This window comes from Phenylobacterium sp. GW821-FHT12F10, assembly GCF_058806695.1.
The window spans coordinates 502,333-519,162 of record NZ_JBXAPY010000002.1; the positions used below are offsets into that span (position 1 = coordinate 502,333).

13 protein-coding genes are annotated in these 16,830 nt (G+C 69.3%); 6 read left to right on the forward strand and 7 right to left on the reverse strand.

The features are described 5' to 3' along the window. Positions 1–2 precede the first annotated feature (2 nt). The 3 genes from AC1RN5_RS14900 to AC1RN5_RS14910 all read right to left on the reverse strand — a co-directional run bounded on the left by AC1RN5_RS14900 (position 3) and on the right by AC1RN5_RS14910 (position 7,054). A complete protein-coding gene (locus tag AC1RN5_RS14900; RefSeq protein ID WP_493041939.1) occupies positions 3–1,121 on the reverse strand; it encodes a response regulator in 1,119 nt (372 codons plus the stop codon). A gap of 199 nt (positions 1,122–1,320) precedes the next feature. Then, the gene (locus tag AC1RN5_RS14905) at positions 1,321–3,816 is read right to left on the reverse strand and encodes a TonB-dependent receptor (RefSeq protein ID WP_493041941.1); all 2,496 of its coding nucleotides are present in this window, start codon (positions 3,814–3,816) and stop codon (positions 1,321–1,323) included. A 403-nt stretch (positions 3,817–4,219) separates the two neighbouring features. Next, positions 4,220–7,054 carry a TonB-dependent receptor gene (locus tag AC1RN5_RS14910; protein ID WP_493041942.1) on the reverse strand — a complete coding sequence of 945 codons (2,835 nt, stop codon included), beginning with the start codon at positions 7,052–7,054 and terminating at the stop codon, positions 4,220–4,222. Positions 7,055–7,467: 413 nt separating this feature from the next. Between AC1RN5_RS14910 and queC the strand changes: the two genes are divergently transcribed. The 4 genes from queC to AC1RN5_RS14930 all read left to right on the forward strand — a co-directional run bounded on the left by queC (position 7,468) and on the right by AC1RN5_RS14930 (position 11,712). Continuing rightward, a complete protein-coding gene (gene queC, locus AC1RN5_RS14915; protein ID WP_493041943.1) occupies positions 7,468–8,190 on the forward strand; it encodes a 7-cyano-7-deazaguanine synthase QueC in 723 nt (240 codons plus the stop codon). Further along, positions 8,187–8,819 carry a 7-carboxy-7-deazaguanine synthase gene (gene queE / locus AC1RN5_RS14920; protein ID WP_493041944.1) on the forward strand — a complete coding sequence of 211 codons (633 nt, stop codon included), beginning with the start codon at positions 8,187–8,189 and terminating at the stop codon, positions 8,817–8,819. Before queC ends, queE begins: the two co-directional genes overlap by 4 nt. 35 nt (positions 8,820–8,854) lie before the next feature. Next, entirely contained in the window at positions 8,855–9,226 is a 372-nt protein-coding gene (locus AC1RN5_RS14925; protein ID WP_421934900.1) for a 6-carboxytetrahydropterin synthase, read from the forward strand. 101 nt (positions 9,227–9,327) lie between these two features. Then, the gene (locus tag AC1RN5_RS14930; RefSeq protein ID WP_493041945.1) at positions 9,328–11,712 is read left to right on the forward strand and encodes a TonB-dependent receptor plug domain-containing protein; all 2,385 of its coding nucleotides are present in this window, start codon (positions 9,328–9,330) and stop codon (positions 11,710–11,712) included. 15 nt (positions 11,713–11,727) lie between these two features. Here AC1RN5_RS14930 and AC1RN5_RS14935 read toward each other — a convergent pair whose 3' ends face one another. The 4 genes from AC1RN5_RS14935 to AC1RN5_RS14950 all read right to left on the reverse strand — a co-directional run bounded on the left by AC1RN5_RS14935 (position 11,728) and on the right by AC1RN5_RS14950 (position 14,571). Further along, positions 11,728–11,952, reverse strand: a complete 225-nt coding sequence (locus AC1RN5_RS14935; protein ID WP_493041946.1) for a hypothetical protein — start codon at positions 11,950–11,952, stop codon at positions 11,728–11,730. A gap of 70 nt (positions 11,953–12,022) precedes the next feature. Continuing rightward, complete coding sequence (locus tag AC1RN5_RS14940) at positions 12,023–12,544, reverse strand: response regulator (RefSeq protein WP_493041947.1); 522 nt, start codon at positions 12,542–12,544, stop codon at positions 12,023–12,025. Between the two features lie 185 nt (positions 12,545–12,729). Then, entirely contained in the window at positions 12,730–13,851 is a 1,122-nt protein-coding gene (aroC, locus tag AC1RN5_RS14945) for a chorismate synthase (protein WP_493041948.1), read from the reverse strand. Between the two features lie 33 nt (positions 13,852–13,884). After that, positions 13,885–14,571 (reverse strand): J domain-containing protein, encoded by a 687-nt coding sequence (locus tag AC1RN5_RS14950; RefSeq protein WP_493041949.1) that lies wholly within the window; start codon positions 14,569–14,571, stop codon positions 13,885–13,887. A 103-nt stretch (positions 14,572–14,674) separates the two neighbouring features. Here AC1RN5_RS14950 and pdxH point away from each other — a divergent pair, with 103 nt between their 5' ends. Together pdxH and AC1RN5_RS14960 are read left to right on the forward strand one after the other, a co-directional pair. Further along, positions 14,675–15,340 (forward strand): pyridoxamine 5'-phosphate oxidase, encoded by a 666-nt coding sequence (pdxH, locus tag AC1RN5_RS14955; protein WP_493041950.1) that lies wholly within the window; start codon positions 14,675–14,677, stop codon positions 15,338–15,340. Next, positions 15,337–16,827 (forward strand): bifunctional aminoglycoside phosphotransferase/ATP-binding protein, encoded by a 1,491-nt coding sequence (locus AC1RN5_RS14960; RefSeq protein WP_493041951.1) that lies wholly within the window; start codon positions 15,337–15,339, stop codon positions 16,825–16,827. The genes pdxH and AC1RN5_RS14960 overlap by 4 nt, the downstream gene beginning before the upstream one ends. Positions 16,828–16,830 lie beyond the last annotated feature (3 nt).

The following is a 16,830-nucleotide window of genomic DNA, read 5'->3' on the forward strand; positions in this document are numbered from 1 at the left end:
GTCTAGGCCGCCACCGACTCTTCGGCGCGGCCGCCGCCGAGGTTTTCCTGCAGGGCGCGGAGCAGGTTCTCGGGCTTCATGGGCTTTTCCACCACGCCGTTCATGCCGGCCTTGAGGTAGCCCGCGGCGTCCTCGGGGTCGGCGTTGGCGGTGAGCGCGATGATCGGCACCTTGCCGGCCTCGCCCTTCAGGGCGCGGATCGCCTGGGTGGCGGTGACCCCGTCCATGCGGGGCATCTTGATATCCATCAGGATCAGGTCGAAGCGGCCGGTGCGGGCGGCCTCCAGGGCCTCCATGCCGTCGACGGCCGATTCCGAGGTGCAGTCGAACATCTCGCAGAGGGTCTCGGCCACCATGCGGTTGGTGGCGTTGTCGTCCACCACCAGGATGTGGGCGGCGCGATGGGGCGCGTCGGCGTCGTCGGCCGCGGGCTCGTCGCTGGCCTCCACGGCGTGGGGGGCGGTGAATTCGAAGACCAGGGTCTCGCCGGCGCCGGCGTTGGCCTCGGTGCGGACCTCCCCGCCGACCGCCTTGACGATCTGCCGGCCGAGCTCGACCGACAGTGCGGTCTCCAGGCCGAACAGGGCCTCGATCTCCTGAATATCCAAGGGCTTGTCGCCGAGGCTGCGTTCGCCGCCGCCGCGAACCCGGCCCTCCAGCCGCAGCATGTCGCCGGCGGCGTGGGCGCGCAGGGTGGCCTCCACAGCGCCGTGGCGGACCCCGGCAAGGGCCTGAGCGATGAAGCCGTCGAAGGCCTGCATGACCCGGGTCGAATCGATCAGCGCGGTCATCTCCGGCGCGCCGTCATAGGAGACCAGCAGGGTGACGCCGGACTTGGCGGCCCTCTGGCCCCAGCGGGCCTCGATCTCGTCGGCCAGGTCGCGCAGGCGCTTGGGGGCGGGCTCGAAGGCCATGCCGCTGGTGGCGGCGTCCTTCAGGTCGGCGCTGGAGGCCAGGATCTGGCGCACGCAGGCCGCGGCCTCGGCCACCCCGGCCACGCAGGTCTGGGCGTCGGCGCTCAGGGGCTGTCGCGCCAGGCGCTCGGCAAGGGCCAGCACGCCCTCCATCTGCTGATGGATTTCGCTGGTGACCCGTTCGAAGAAGAAGTCAGGAAGGGACATGTATCGCCGGCGCCGGGGAACTTATGCTCAGAATGCGCCTAAGCGCTTGCGGAGACGTTAAATTCCCAAACTGGGGTTGTACGGCGCGAGCTTGGCCGGAATTCCTGGCGCGGCCGACGAAAAGGGGCGGCGGATCGCTCCGCCGCCCCTTGCGTGGCTTGGGGAAAGAGGCCCGCCCCGAGGGACGGGCCGTCTCGCCTTAGAACCGGTATTGCAATTCCAGGCTGTAGGTCCGCGGCGCGATCAGGCCCCGCGTGATGGCGACGCCCGTCTGACGCAGATAGGGCGTGCCGCCAACCACCAGGCCGGGGTTCGGGTTTCCGAAGATCGCGGTGGGGTTGGTGGAGCCCGTGGAGGTGAAGCCCTCCTCGTCGGTCACGTTCTTCACCGAGGCGATGAGCGTGTACTTGTCGTCGGCGTCCTTCCAGATCGCACGCAGATCGCCGGTGCCGTAGGCCGGAACCTCGAACGCCGGGTCCTTGAAGGGCTGGTAGATCGTCGAGTCCGTCCAGGTGTAGGTGCCCGACAGGATCAGCGAGCCCGGGGTGAAGTCGAAGGTGTAGTTGGCGTTGAAGGCGAACTTGTTCTCCGGGGACTGGAAGAGCTGGCTGCCCTTCAGGTCCTGGAAGACCAGCAGCACGCCGTTGGTGGTGGCGGTGCCGCCCTTGGGCTGGGCGCTGGCCAGCAGGGCCGAGGGGTCCGCGGGGTCATAGAAGCAGCAACCGCGGGTGATCTCGGTGTTCAGATAGCCGTAGGAGGCCATCATCTGCAGGGCTTCGGTCGGACGCCATTGGGCTTCCAGCTCCACGCCCCAGGCCTTGGCGTCGACATTGACGAAGTTCGAGGCCGCGGCGGTGCCGGTCGCGTTGAGCTGCGACAGGTTGAGCTGCAGGTCCTTGAAATCGTTGTAGAAGACCGACGAATTCAGGATGAAGCGACCGTTGAAGGTCTTCTTCAGGCCGATTTCGTAGGCGTCGACGCTTTCCTGGTCGGCCTTGGGCTGCGGGGCGAGCGTGCCCAGCAGGAAGCCGCCCGACTTATAGCCACGGCTGTACTTGGCGTAGGCCAGGGTGTCGGTGTCCGGGGTCCAGTCCAGGTTCAGGGTGCCGGTGACGGCGCTCCAGCTGTCGGACATGTTGCGGAAGTTCTGCACGCCCGGGGTGGACGGATCCATGTCGCTGGAGACGTCGAAGGCCGCGGCGCCGCCGGCGATGGAGGGCGACTGGATGATCAGCCGCTGGCTCTCGAAGCCGTCCTTGTCGTCGACCGTGTAGCGCAGGCCGCCGGTGATCGCCCAGCTGTCGCTGAACTTGTAGGTCGACTGGCCGAACACGGCCCAGGCCTTGGACTCCAGCACCGCCTGTTGGTCGGCGAAGTTGCGCAGCGGGTTCGGCGCGGCCGGCGTGCCCAGCAGGGTCAGGGGCTGGGAAAGCTGGGTCTGTTGCGGGGCGCCCAGTTGGATCCGCTGCTTATATTCCTCGTGGTACTGGTAGAGGCCGAGGATCCAGGAGAGCGGGCCGTCACTGTTGGAGGTGAGGTTCAGCTCGTTGGAGAAGTAGCGCTTGTGCTCGTTGAAGTCGGTGGTCTGGTCCGGGTAGTAGGGGACCACCATGCCGGGGATGGTGATGGCCGCGGTGCGGCTGGTGCCGTCATAGTCGCCGCCGGTCTGGTAGTTGTACTGCTGGAAGCCGCCGATGTACTTCAGGTCGGCCCAACCCAGGTCATAGGTGACCTGGGCGGTGAGCAGGTGGTTGCCGCGCAGGTGGCCGTAGCCGTCGCGGTTGGTGTTCTGGGTATAGGGGTCGGTGACGCCCGGATTGGCCACGCCGTAGCCATAGGCCGGGTTGGGCATCAGGCCGCCGATCGGCTGGAAGACGCGGGTGGTGTCGTAGGGCGTCACCAGGTTGGCGAGGCGGTCGCCCACGCCGGTGGTGTCATCCCAGCCGGTCTTGGAATAGCGCAGCCAGGCCTTGGTGTTGTCGCCCAGCTCGGCCTCGGCCTGGAACTCGAAATAGGTGCGCTTGATCGCGCCGCCGTCATTGGCGCCGCCGATGTTCTTGATGAAGCCCTCGCGCTGGAGGTCGTTGCTGCCGCCGATCTTGAAGCGGAGGTGCTCGGCCACCGGGATCGAGACCACGCCCTCGATCTTGGTGTGCTCGTAGTTGCCCACCATCAGGCGGACTTCGCCGCCGAACTCATCGGAGGGGTGCTTGGAGACGGTGTTCACCGCGCCGCCCATGGCGTTGCGGCCATAGAGGGTGCCCTGCGGACCGCGCAGGATCTCGGTGCGCTCGACGAACAGCGGCGACTTGAAAAGTTCCGACGACGAGGCGGAGTAGAAGCCGTCCGAATAGGTGGCCACGCCCGGGTCGTTGCCCACGTAGAAGGTGTTGCGGCCGGCGCCGCGCAGCGACACCCGGTCGGTGCCGGAATAGTTCATCCCCGGCGTGAAGTTCACGAAGTCCTGGATGTTGTTCATGCCCACGACGTCGCGCTGGGCCGAGGTGAAGGCCGAGACGGCGACGGGCACGTCCTGCAGGGCCTGCTCGCGCTTTTCGGCGGTGACCACCAGTTCTTCGATGGTGAAATCGTTGGCGTCCTGGGCGAAAGCCGGAGCCGCGATCGCCGCCAGGGTCAGGGTCGAGACCCCGACGGCCAGGACGGTGCGCAGACGCGTGCGGTTGGTTGGCGACATGTATCCTCCAAGGCGGCGGGACCTGCGTCCGCTTCCGCCTGCATGTACGAATCTAATGAAAACCAGGCGCGGGGAGGCGTCTGGAAGCGCGCTACCTCCGTCGCGCGCCTGGCGACGTCAATGTTACGGCCCGGAAGTGGACGGGAATCGGCGCCGCTTTCGCGCGCCTGTGGCCGAAGTACCGCAGTTTCAAACCGCTGGTACAAAACTGACCCGTGTTCTTTGGTGGCTTTGCTAATCCCAGGGAAAGCTTAGCCATTCGGCGGCTTGGTCGGCCTGGTTCGGCATACCGGGTCGACGAATTGACGCGGGCGTCTCAGATGAGCGGGAATTTGGCGTCAGGCAAGAAAAAGGGGCGGCGGGTTTCCCCGCCGCCCCAAAAGGCGCTCCCGGTTGGGGGAGACTAGAACTTCTTGGTCACGGTCACGCCGTACTGGCGCGGCTCGAGGGTGAAGGTGTTGGTGAACAGGCCCGAGGAGTCGTCGGTCAGGTAGAGGTCGGTGATCGGCTGCTCGTCGGTCAGGTTCTTGCCGTACAGTTGGATGTCGAGGCCCCAGTCGGGGTTGCTCAGCGTCACGGTGGCGTTGATGTTCTGGTAGCCTTCCAGCTTGTCCGTCGTGGAGTTGAAGATCCGCGCGTAGCTGTCGTCTTGGCGATAGTAGTCGGCGCGGGCCGTCAGGCTCATGCTGTCGGAGATGTCCCACTTGTACTGGGCGCCGAACCCGACGGTGAACTTCGGCGAGTTGGGCAGTTCCTTGCCGGTCAGGTTCACCGGGACGCCCTGGCCGATATTGGCCACGCTGTTGGGCAGCGGCGCGTTGTTGACGAAGGCCGGAGCCGTCGCGACGCCCGCGGGGTAGTTGTAGATCCCGATGGCGCCGGCCAGGGCCGAGGGCAGGCCCGAGCAGATGCCCAGGACCGCGGTCGGCGCGATGGTCAGCAGGGTGGCGACGCCGGAGGTGGTGGCGACGCAGTTGGAACCGTCGGTGGCCTTCACCACCACCAGGTTCGGATTGCCCTGGGTGCGGTTCATGGTGTCGATCGAGGAGCCGTTCTGGATCTCGGTGTCCAGCCAGCCGTACTGCAGGTTGAAGCGCAGGTTGTGGATCGGCTCCCAGATGCTCTCGATCTCGACGCCCTTGATCTTGGCGTCGACGTTCTCGTTCTGCGAGGACTTATTCACGATCTTGGAGATCTGATAGCCCTTGTAGTTGTAGTAGAACGCCGTGGCGTTGAAGATCAGGCTGCCGCCAAGCAGGCTGTTCTTGGTGCCGATTTCGAAGGCGTCGAGCTGTTCCGGCGCGAACGAACTGGTCACCGCCGCGCAACCCGGCGTCGTGGCGTCGCAGGGGGTGTTGAAGCCGCCCGCCTTATAGCCGCGCGCGTAGGTGGCGTAGAAGGTCGAGGCTTCGGTGAAGCTGAGCTCCGGCGTCCACTGCAGGTTCAGGCGGCCGGTGGTGGCGGCGTTCTGATAGTCGACCCGCACGGCGGGAGCCGCGCCGCGGCCGCCGGTGAAGTTCGGGTTCGGGATCACGCCGGACGCGGGCGGCGGCGCGACCTTGGTCGGGCCGGCCAGCAGGGTGATCGGGGTGGAGTCCAGCACCTTGTGGTCGTCGGTGTAGCGCAGGCCGGCGGTCAGCTTCAGGGTGTCGTTGAGCGCCCAGTAGACTTCGCCGAACACGGCCTTGGAGGTGGTCGTGTTGTGGCCGCGGGAGTCGTAGTAGTTGCGGCCTTCGTTATCCGACGGCGGGAAGTTGGGGTCGACGTAGAACGGGAAGACGTTGGGGATCCCGCCCAGGTCGTTGAGCTGCGCGAAGGCGGTCAGCGAGTTGGAGAACACGTAGTAGTCGGTGACCGACTGGTACTTGGTGTACAGGCCGCCGACGCTGAAGTTCCAGGCGCCTTCGTTGTTGGAGAACAGCCGCAGTTCCTGGCTGTATTCCTTGCTGTCGGTGCGCCCGAAGTCGAAGGAGCGCAGCTTGTTGTCGCGGCCGACCTGCGGGTCGGTCACGAAGCCGCCGGGCGCCACCAGGTTCATGGCGCCGGCCGGGGTGAACACCCCGGTGCCGACGATGCGGTTGTAGTCGGCGTAGGAGTAGCCTTCGTTGTAGTTCACGCCGGTCAGCGAGGCCAAGGTCAGGCTGTCGGTGAGGGCGACCGAGGCGTCGATCTGGAAGAAGTCTTCCTGCGCCTGGTAGATCGGGTCGGTGACCGACTCGATGTTCAGCAGGTTGTGGTCCTGCACCTTGCCGGCGTTCAGGTTGCCGTTGGACAGGCCGCCCAGCTGGGCCAGCAGGCCGCCGAGGGTGGCGACCGAGTTGACGGCGCCGTAGGCGGCGTCCTGGTAGCGGGTGCCGGGCAGGCAGCCCTGGCTGAAGTAGTTGCGGTTGGCGCCGGTGGCGACGCCGCCGATGGTGGCCGGGCCCGGGTCGGCGATGCAGAGTTGCTTGCCGATACGCGAACGGGAGTCCTTCTCGTTGAAGTGCTCCCACAGGGCGGTGACGTCGAGGACGTCGTTCGGCTTCACGCGGAACTGCAGGCGCGACGAGGTCAGGTCGCGGTCATCGATGTCGTTGTGGGTGTAGGTGTTGTCGCCGTAGCCGTCCCGCTTGATGTAGGAGGCCGACCAGCGCATGGCCATGAAGTCGTTCAGGGGGACGTTGATGGCGCCCTTCACGCGGGTGGTCTTGTAGTTGCCGTACTCGGCGCTCAGCCAGCCGCTCATGTGCTCGTCGCCGACGATCGGCTTGACGGTGATCACGTTGACCACGCCGCCCGTGGCGTTGCGGCCGTACAGGGTGCCCTGCGGTCCGCGCAGCACTTCGACGCGCTCCACGTCGTAGAACTCGGCGTCGGCCAGGTGGTTGGCGGTCTGCGGGGTGTTGTTCTGGTGGAAGCTGACCCCGGCCTCGCCGCTGCCGACGACCTTGGTGCCGATGCCGCGGATGGAGAGGTTGTAGCCCCCGAAGTTGGAACGCGAGAAGTTCACGTTCGGAATGGCCTGGAGCAGGTTCTGCCCGCCGTCGATGCGCTGGACGCGGAGGCTGTCCTCGGAGAAGGCCGAGACGGCGACGGGAACGTCTTGAAGCGACTCTTCGCGCCGCTGAGCGGTGACGACAAGCTCTTCGATGACGTTACTACCGCCCGATTGGGCGAAGGCGGGCGAGCTCATCGCGGTCAGGGCCGCGGCGCTCGCGCCAACGACCAGCAAGCTCCGCAGGTGCAGAGTTTTGGACATTCTACGTTTCCTCCCAGGACAGCCGGACTTTCTACGCCGGTCCGGTCTGTCAGCATTCGCCGCGCAATATTTTCGGCCGGGAACACGCGGCGGCTGCCCCAGCAATCGATACGGTCACGCCGCGAGCTAGAGTCTGTCAACGCACGGCGATAGGTGAACGGCGTTCACTCAGCATCTTTTCGGCCTCATGTGGCGCAAATACCAAGGGTCTTTTAACCTTCCCTAGGGGCAATAAAACCTGAGCGCGCAAGGAACAGGCGATCTCCCGGTCGCCTCGTCGGCGAATGTGCATCACCCCTGTTGTCGCCCCGCCGCGCGATCTTCGCGCGGGGGCGGGCGAGGGGGCGCGCGAAAGGGGATGCGGGGCGCCGCCCAAGCCTTCCGATTTGGCCTCGGCTGCCGCATATGGGGGCATGAGCCAAGCATCGCGCGCCATCGTGCTGTTCTCCGGCGGCCAGGACTCCAGCGTCTGCCTGGCCTGGGCCCTGGAGCGCCATGACCACGTGGAGACCGTCGGCTTCGACTATGGCCAGCGCCACGCCGTGGAGATGGCCCAGCGCCAGGTGGTGCGCGCCGCCATCGCCCAGCGCTTTCCCCGGTGGGCCGGCAAGCTGGGGGAGGACCACGTCCTGGACCTGACCGGCTTCGGGGCGGTGGGGCAGACCGCCATGACCACCGAGCGGGCCTTCGAGATCACCGAGAAGGGCCTGCCCAACACCTTCGTCCCCGGCCGCAACCTGGTGTTCCTCACCTATGCCGCGGCGCTCGCCGACCGCCGCGAAGCCCGCTTCCTGGTGGGGGGCATGTGCGAGACCGACTTCTCCGGCTATCCCGACTGCCGCCGCGACAGCCTCGACGCCCTGCAGACGGCCCTGAACATGGGGATGGCCCAGGACTTCGTCATCGAGACCCCGCTGATGCAGCTGACCAAGGCGGAGACCTGGGCGCTGTCGAAGACCCTCGGCGGCGAGGCCCTGGTGGCGCTGATCGTCGCCGACAGCCACACCTGCTACCGCGGCGAGCGCGGTGACCTGCACCCCTGGGGCCACGGCTGCGGCGACTGCCCGGCCTGCGAGCTGCGCATCAAGGGCTGGAACGAATGGGTGGCCGCCGGCCGCCCGGAGCTTGTCCTGTGAGCTATTCGGTCAAGGAGATCTTCCTGACCCTGCAGGGGGAGGGGGGCCAGGCCGGTCGCCCCGCCGTCTTCTGCCGCTTCGCCGGCTGCAATCTGTGGTCCGGCCGCGAGCAGGACCGCGCCACCGCCGTCTGCACCTTCTGCGACACCGACTTCGTGGGCCTGGACGGCGAGGGCGGCGGCCGGTTCGCCACGCCCGACGCCCTGGCCGACGCCGTGGCCGGCAAGTGGACCGGCGGCCCCGACAACCGCCTGGTGGTCTGCACCGGCGGCGAACCCCTGCTGCAGCTGGACCCACCCCTGATCGCGGCCCTGCACGCGCGCGGCTTCGCCATCGCCCTGGAGACCAACGGCACCCTGGCGGCGCCCGAGGGCGTCGACTGGATCTGCGTCAGCCCCAAGGCCGACGCCGCCGTCGTCCAGCGCTCGGGCCAGGAGCTGAAGCTGGTCTTCCCGCAGCCGGGCGTCGATCCGGCGGCCTTCGAGGGCTGGGATTTCGAGCGCTTCCTGCTGCAGCCGATGGATGGTCCGGCGCGCGTCGAAAACACCCAGGCGGCGATCGCCTATTGCATCGCACACCCCCAGTGGCGTTTAAGCGTCCAAACCCACAAATACCTCGGCATCCCATAGGGCTCACGCGCCCTGCCGGACGCCAAAGACAGCTGATGACCGCCCCGATTTTCGAGATCACCAAGTCCGCGACCTTCGACGCGGCGCACTATTTCGAGGATGGGCCGGAACACCGGCCCTATTCGCGCCTGCACGGCCACTCGTTCAAGGTGGAGGCCACCGTTCGCGGCGCGCCCCAGGAGCCGGTGGGCTGGGTCGCCGACCTGGCCGACCTGGACGCGGCCCTGCGCGGGGTGGCGGCAGAGCTGGACCACGGCCTGCTCAATGAGAAGCCCGGCCTGGAGCGCCCGACCCTCGAACACCTCTGCCTCTATTTCGCCGAGCGGCTGAAGGCCCCGTTCCCGGGCCTGTGCCGCATCGTGGTCTCGCGCCCGACCATCAACGAGAGCTGCGCGCTAAACCTCTAGGCGCCACCGCGGGTTGACGCCGTCGCCGCGCCGCCTCTAATCCGCCGGTAAAGCTTCCGGGGGGAACGGCGATGCGAAAGTGGTTGGGGACGGCGTGCGGCTTGGCTCTCGGCCTTGGCCTGGCAGGTCAGGCCTTCGCGGACCAGGACACCTCCGTCGACGAGCTGATCGTCACCGGCACCCGGGTCACCGGCCTGCGGGCCAGCGACAGCGCCGCGCCGATCCAGGTGGTCGGCCAGGCGGCCCTGGAGCGGAGCGCCTCCACCGACCTCGTCAACACCCTGGCCCTGATGGTCCCGTCCTTCACCGCCCAGGCCGTGGGCGGCGACACGGCCAACGAGACGCTGTCGGCCCGCCTGAGGGGGCTCAGCCCCAACCACGCCCTGGTGCTGATCAACGGCAAGCGGCGGCACGGCACCTCGAACCTGGCGATCCTGTCGAGCGCCTATCAGGGCGGGGCGGCGGCCGACCTCAACTTCATTCCGCCCGCGGCCATCGCCCGCATCGAGGTCCTGCAGGACGGGGCCGCGGCCCAGTACGGCTCGGACGCCATCGCCGGAGTCATCAATGTCATCCTCAAGCAGGACGACGCCGGCGGCTCGGCCGACGTCATGGCCGGCCAGTATTTCGAGGGCGATGGCGACACCGGCGAGGTCTCCCTCAACGCCGGCTTCCGCCCGGCCGACAACGCCTTCGTCAACGTCACCGCCCTCTCGCGCTACCACAGCTATTCCAACCGCGGCGGCCCCGACCAGCGGGTCGAGCAGGCCATCGCATCGGGCGCGCATCCGGAGTGGCGAAACCTGCCGGGCTATCCCTACCTCAACAAGATCTTCGGCGACGCCCGCTACCAGCTGAACCTGGTGACCGTGAACGCCGGCGCCGACCTGGGCGGCGAGACCCGCGCCTACGCCACGGCCACCTACGGCGCCAAGTACGGCGGCGGCTGGGCCAACTTCCGCACCCCCACCCGGCTGCCGGCCCTCTACCCCCAGGGCTTCGATCCCATCGACACCACCAAGGAGCAGGACTACGCCCTCACCGGCGGCGTCGCGGGGGTGGCCGGCGGCTGGACCTGGGACCTGTCGAGCACCTGGGGCCGCGACGACATCGCCGTCAACGTCACCAACTCGGCCAATGTCGATCTCTATAACGACACGGGAAGGACGCCGTCCGACTTCCACGCCGGCGACTTCATCGCCACCCAGTGGACCACCACCCTGGACCTCGCCCGGCCCTTCGACCTGCTGGCGCGCCCGGCCACCTTCGCCGCGGGGATCGAGCGCCGGGAGGAGATCTACGAGATCCGGGCCGGCGACGCGGCCTCCCGCTACAAGGCCGGCTCCCAGTCCTATCCGGGCTTCGCCCTGACCGACGCCGGCAAGCACAGGCGTGACAACTGGGCCCTCTACGCCGACCTCGCCTTCGCGCCCGCGCCGGACACCACCCTCGACATCGCCGTGCGCCACGAGCGGTTCAGCGACTTCGGCGACACCACCGTGGGCAAGCTCACCGGTCGCTGGGACGTGACCCCGGCCTTCGCCATCCGCGGCACCGCCAGCACGGGCTTCCGCGCCCCGACCCTGGCGGAGAGCTACTATTCCGCCACCAACGTCCAGCCCAACTCGGCCTATGTGCAGCTGCCGCCCAACGCGCCGGCCGCCGCCCTGATCGGCATCGACAAGCTGAAGCCCGAGAAGTCGGTGAACTTCAGCGCCGGCGTCCTGGCCCGCCCCGGCGCGGGCGTGGTGATCACCCTCGACGCCTACCAGATCGAGGTCGAGGACAGGGTCGTGGGATCGGGCACCCTCTACGGCTACGCCAACGGCGTGGTCCGCTCGGCGGCGGTCAACGCCGCCATCGCCGCCAACGGCAACGTGCTGGAGCCCGTGCCCTTCAGCGGCGTCAACGTCTTCTCCAACGGCGTCGACACCCGCACCCGGGGCGCGGATCTGGTGGTCACCTGGTCCAACAGCTACGGCGCGCCGGGCCGGATCGATTGGACCCTGGCGGCCAACTACAACCAGACCAAGGTCACCAGCGTGCGGGCCACGCCCGCCCAACTGGCCGCCTCCGGCCAGAGTCTGTTCGACAAGGTGGCGCTGTCCACCCTGGAAACCGCGTCACCGAAGTCAAAACTGGTGGCCGGCGCCCTCTGGCAGGCCGGGCGCTGGAGCGTCGACCTGCGGGAGACCTGGTACGGCCAGGCGTCTCGCTACGCCGATCCCGGCGACGGCCGCTACTATCTCGACAAGGCCGGCGCCAAGCTGATCACCGACCTGGTGGTGGGCTACCGGGTGACGGAGCGGGTCAGCCTCACGCTCGGGGCCAACAACCTCTTCGACGTGCGGCCCAATCGCGTGAACGCCGCGGGTCTCGCCGCCAGCGCCGCGGCCGGCAATCCGGCCGTGGAGGTCTATCCCGCCTTCTCGCCCTTCGGCATCAACGGCGGTTTCTACTACGCCAAGGTCGGCTACCGCTTCTGAGCCGGCGGCGGTCGGCTAGCGCCGCTTGCGGTCGTCACGGGTCTCGTCGTCCTTGCCGTCGCCGGGGATCATCGCCCCCACCACCATGCCCGCGCCCTTGGCGGTCATGCCGACGGCGCTGGCGGTGACGCCCACGGCGGTGCCCACCACGGCGCCGGCGGCCATGGCGATGCAGCCCGACTGGGATAGGCCAAGCGCCAGGAACAGGGCGCCGGTGGCGGCGGTGCGGGCGAGTGTCATGCTGGGGTCCCCGGATGGTCCCGTACGGTTAACCGCCAAACCATACCAAAAGGTGGCGGGCCGCGGCGTCTCAGCGCTTGGGGCTGCGGGGGACCGGGCCGGCGGCGGCGCGGTCGGCGGCGCGGCGGCGGGGGCCGTCATAGTCGGGGTCGACCTTGCGGCGGCGGTCGGGGCCGAAATAGTCGTCGGTGCGGACGAAGGGCCGGGGGTGGTCGATGATCTTCTGCAGCCGGTCCAGCACGCCGCGCGCGGTCAGGGGCTTGGCCAGGAACTCGTTGACCCCGGCGTCGCGGGCCTCGTGGATCCGCCGCAGGGTGGAGTGACCGGTGATCATGATCACCGGCGCCATCTGGTTGGGGCTGTCGGCGGAGTTGCGCAGCAGCCGCACGAAGTCGATGCCGTCCAGGGGCTCCATGGCCAGGTCGGTCATGACGATGTCGATGGCGTGGGCCCGCATGCGCTGCAGGGCCTCGGCGCCGTCGCTGGCCTCATAGATGTTGTTCACGCCCACCGCGCGCAGGATCTCCGACAACAGAACCCGGATGTGGGGGTTGTCGTCGACGAGCAGGATCTTGAGAAGGTCAAGCCGCACGGGGCGTCGCTGCAATCTAACCTAGAAAAATGGACGCCACGGCGGCCGTCGGAATCAAGAGCCGGAAGCGCAGGAGGCGCTCAATAACGGGGCGTAACAAGTTCGGTCAACGCCGAATAGTACTGTTCGATCAATTCGATCCCGCAAGGGCGAAGGCAGGGCGCGGCGCGGGCCTGGGTCCGCGCTCAGTCTTCCGCAACCCTGCCGGGCAAGAAGGCTTCGCCACCCGTTTGGGCCCGGTGCCGCAGGAAGGCGTCGGCCAGGGCGCAGGCGGTCATGGCCTCCACCACCGGCACGGCGCGCAGGCCCACGCAGGGGTCGTGGCGGCCCTTGGTGCGCAGCTCGATCTCCTCGCCGGCCTCGTTGATGGAGCGGCGCAGGGAAAGGATGGAGGAGGTGGGCTTGAAGGCGACGCGCGCCACCACCGATTGACCGGTGGAGATACCCCCCAGGATGCCGCCGGCGCTGTTGGAAAGGAACATCGGCCCCTCATTGCCCATCCGCATCTCGTCGGCGTTCTCCTCGCCGGAGAAGGCGGCCGAGGCGAAGCCCGCGCCGATCTCCACCCCCTTGGCGGCGTTGATGGACATCAGGGCGCCGGCCAGCTCGGCGTCGAGCTTGCCGTAGATCGGCGCGCCCCAGCCGGCGGGCACGCCCATGGCCTCGACCTCGACGATGGCGCCGGTGGAGGAGCCGGCCTTGCGGACCTGTTCCAGGTGCTCTTCCCAGACGCCCACCATCGCGGGATCGGGGCACCAGAAGGGGTTCTGGGTGGTCTGGTCCCAGTCGAAGCGGGCGCGGTCGATGGCGTGGGGCCCGATCTGCACCACCGCGCCGCGGATCGTCACGCCGGCCAGGATCTTGCGGGCCACGGCGCCGGCGGCGACGCGGGCGGCGGTCTCGCGGGCCGAGGCCCGGCCGCCGCCGCGATAGTCGCGCACCCCGTACTTGGCGAAATAGGCGTAGTCGGCGTGGCCGGGGCGGAAGGCCTGGGCGATCTCCCCGTAGTCGCGGCTGCGCTGGTCGACGTTCTCGATGATCATCGAGATCGGCGTGCCGGTGGTGACCTGGCCGTCGGTGCGGTCGTCGGCGAACACCCCCGACAGGATCTTCACCGCGTCCGGCTCCTGGCGCTGGGTGACGAACTTGCCCTGGCCGGGGCGCCGCTTGTCCAGCCACACCTGGATCTCTTCGGCGGTCAGCTTGATGTTGGGCGGGCACCCGTCCACCACGCAGCCCAGCGCCGGCCCATGGCTTTCGCCCCAGGTGGTGACACGGAACAGGTGGCCGAAGGTGTTGTGCGACATGGCGGCGCTTCTAACCGCGCGGGCGGTTTCTGGCTAGGCCGCCCAGGCCGCGGCGAAGCGGCGGAGCTGGGCGCGGGCGGCGGAATCCCCGCTCTGGCTGTCGGCGGCCAGGCGCAGGAACAGGTGCCCCTGGCGGTGGCGGCCGCGCGCCGGCAGGCCCTGGCCCACCAGGCGGATCAGGCCGCGTTCGCAGGCCTTCCGGGTGATCCAGACCACGCGGCGGCCCAGGGGCGTCTCCACCCCGATGCGGCCGCCCTCGGCCAGCAGGCGCGGTTCGATCTTCACGGTGATCCAGAGGTCGTCGCCGCGCACCAGCATCTCGCCGTCGCCGCGGATGACCACGTCCAGCTCGGCCTCGCCGGCGCGGACCGTGTCGCCGGCCCGCAGGCCGGGGGGCAGGTCGATCTTCACCCGGCGGCCGTCGGGCAGCCGATGCTCCACCTTGCCGCCGGCCATGGCCACCAGGGGCGGGACCGACAGGGTGGGGGAGGCGGCGACCGGGCGGCTCACCGTGGCCGGCGGCTGGCCGACCCGGTCGCGCGGCGCCGGCGCGATCTGCAGGATGCGATAGGCCTCCACCACTTCGCGGAAGCGCTCGGCGTCGCCGCCCTTGCGATCGGGGTGGGCGCGCTTGGCGGCCTCGCGGAAGGCGCGGCGCAGCTCGGCGGGGCCGGCGAGGGGGCCCGCGCCCAGTACCTCGCGCGCCCGCTTCACGCTCATCGTGGTTGTGTTCGCCCCGGCCATCCCGCGCAGTCTTAGGAAGACGCGGTCAATGCGGGGTTAAGCCCCTGACGCTGGGCCACGCCTGCGCTATATGCCGAGCATGACCGACAAGCCCGCCATTCCCGCCTCGCCGAGCGAGGACGACTACGTCCGCAGCGTCACGGAGGCCCATCCCCTCCCGCTCCTGACGGAGGAGGACCCCATGGCCCTGTTCAACACCTGGCTGGGCGAAGCCCTGGACAAGGAGCTCAACGACGCCAACGCCATGGCCCTGGCCACCGCCGACACCGATGGCCTGCCCGACGTGCGCATGGTGCTGTTGAAGGAGGCCGACGAGCGGGGCTTCGTCTTCTATTCCAACGAGACCAGCGCCAAGGGCCGCGAACTGGCCGCCAATCCCCAGGCCGCCCTGCTGTTCCACTGGAAGTCCCTGCGCCGCCAGGTGCGGGTCCGCGGGCCGGTCTCCCACGTCACCGACGCCGAGGCCGACGCCTACTGGGCCACCCGCGCCCGGCCCGCCCAGATCGGCGGCTGGGCCTCCCAGCAGTCCCAGGCCCTGCCCGACCGCCTGGCCCTGGAAAAGCGCATCGCCGAGTTCGGCCTGAAGTTCGGCATCTCCAAGGTGCCGCGCCCGCCGCACTGGCGCGGCTTCCGCATCACCCCCCACGTCATCGAGTTCTGGCGCGACCGCCCGTTCCGCCTGCACGAGCGCCTGGTCTTCCAGCGCGAGGGTTCGGGCTGGACCACGACCCGGCTCTATCCTTGACCGACGGCCAGGAAGCCGAGGTGGCGGCCTGGTTCGAGGGCCGCTCCGAGCGCGCCATCGAGACCGCCTGCGCCCGGGTCTATCTGGCCGGCGACCAGGCCTTCAAGGTCAAGCGCCACGTCGATCTCGGCTATCTCGACTACTCCACCCTGGACCTGCGCCACTGGGCTCTGGAGCGGGAGCTCAGCTTCAACCGCGCCGCGGCCTCGGACATCTACCGCGCCGTCCGGCGGGTCAGCCGCGCCGCGGGTGGCGGGCTGGAACTGGACGGCCCCGGCGAGACCGTCGAGTTCGCCCTCGAGATGCGCCGCTTCGACGAGCATGCGGTGCTGTCGGCCCAACCCTGGGCGGTCGACGGTCCCCTGGCCGACGCGCTCGGGCGCACGGTGGCCGGCTTCCACGCCGCGGCCCCGATCCGGCCCAAGGGCGGCGGCGGGGCGGCCCTGAAATACACCATCGATTCCAACGCCCACCTGCTGCGGGGCCTGGCGCCGCGCCTGGGCGCCGCGCGGGTCGAGCGCCTGGTGGCGGCCACTGACGCTGAGTATTTCCGCCAAGAGCCCCTGCTGGACGCCCGCCGCGCCGCCGGCTTCGGCCGCCACTGCCACGGCGACCTGCACCTGGGGAACATCCTGCTGGAGGCCGGCCGGCCGATCCTCTTCGACTGCATCGAGTTCAACGACGTGCTCTCGGAGATCGACGTCCAGTACGACCTGGCCTTCCTGCTGATGGACCTGCAGTTCCGCCGGCGCTCCGACGCCGCGGTCCGCGCCCTGTCGGCCTATCTGGACGAGGCCGCCCGGGTCTGGGGGCGCGAGCTGCGCCAGGGCCTGGCCGCCCTGCCGCTGATGCTGGCGGTGCGCGCCGCGGTCCGCGCCCATGTCTGCGCCAACAGCGGCGACGACCCCGGCGCCCTGGCCTATCTCGACGCCGCCATCGCCCACCTGACCCCCGCGGCCCCCAGCCTGGCGGCCGTCGGCGGCCTGTCGGGGACCGGCAAGTCCACCTTCGCGCGGCTGATCGCGCCGGGCCTCGGCGCCTCGCCGGGCGCGGTGGTGCTGCGCACCGACGAAGTGCGCAAGCGGCTGCTGGGCGCGGCCCACGACCAGCCGCTCTCCAGCGAGGTCTATTCCCAGGCCTATTACGACCAGGTCTACGACACCCTGTTCGCCGACGCCGCCGAGCTGCTGGCGGCCGGCCGGGCGGTGGTGCTGGACGCCACCTTCATCCAGCCGGAGCTGCGGGTCCGGGTCGAGGCCCTGGCGGCGGGGGCCGGGGTCCCCTTCCACGGGGTCTGGCTGGAGGCCGCCCCGGAGATCCTGGCCGGACGCATCCAGGGCCGCACCGGCGACGCCTCCGACGCCACCCTGGCCACCCTGACCATGCAGCTGGCCCGCGACATCGGCCCGGTGGCCTGGACCCGCGTCGACGCCTCGGGGCCGGCCGAGGACTCCGCCGAGGCCTGGTCCACCCGCTACGCCCGCTGACCC

What these genes read in the sequence shown, in the direction of transcription:
- AC1RN5_RS14910 (WP_493041942.1), bottom strand. Translation starts at nt 7,054, where the DNA reads ATGTCCAAAACTCTGCACCTGCGGAGCTTGCTGGTCGTTGGCGCGAGC.
- pdxH (WP_493041950.1), top strand. Translation starts at nt 14,675, where the DNA reads ATGACCGACAAGCCCGCCATTCCCGCCTCGCCGAGCGAGGACGACTAC.
- AC1RN5_RS14900 (WP_493041939.1), bottom strand. Translation starts at nt 1,121, where the DNA reads ATGTCCCTTCCTGACTTCTTCTTCGAACGGGTCACCAGCGAAATCCAT.
- AC1RN5_RS14925 (WP_421934900.1), top strand. Translation starts at nt 8,855, where the DNA reads ATGACCGCCCCGATTTTCGAGATCACCAAGTCCGCGACCTTCGACGCG.
- aroC (WP_493041948.1), bottom strand. Translation starts at nt 13,851, where the DNA reads ATGTCGCACAACACCTTCGGCCACCTGTTCCGTGTCACCACCTGGGGC.
- queC (WP_493041943.1), top strand. Translation starts at nt 7,468, where the DNA reads ATGAGCCAAGCATCGCGCGCCATCGTGCTGTTCTCCGGCGGCCAGGAC.
- AC1RN5_RS14905 (WP_493041941.1), bottom strand. Translation starts at nt 3,816, where the DNA reads ATGTCGCCAACCAACCGCACGCGTCTGCGCACCGTCCTGGCCGTCGGG.
- AC1RN5_RS14950 (WP_493041949.1), bottom strand. Translation starts at nt 14,571, where the DNA reads ATGAGCGTGAAGCGGGCGCGCGAGGTACTGGGCGCGGGCCCCCTCGCC.
- AC1RN5_RS14935 (WP_493041946.1), bottom strand. Translation starts at nt 11,952, where the DNA reads ATGACACTCGCCCGCACCGCCGCCACCGGCGCCCTGTTCCTGGCGCTT.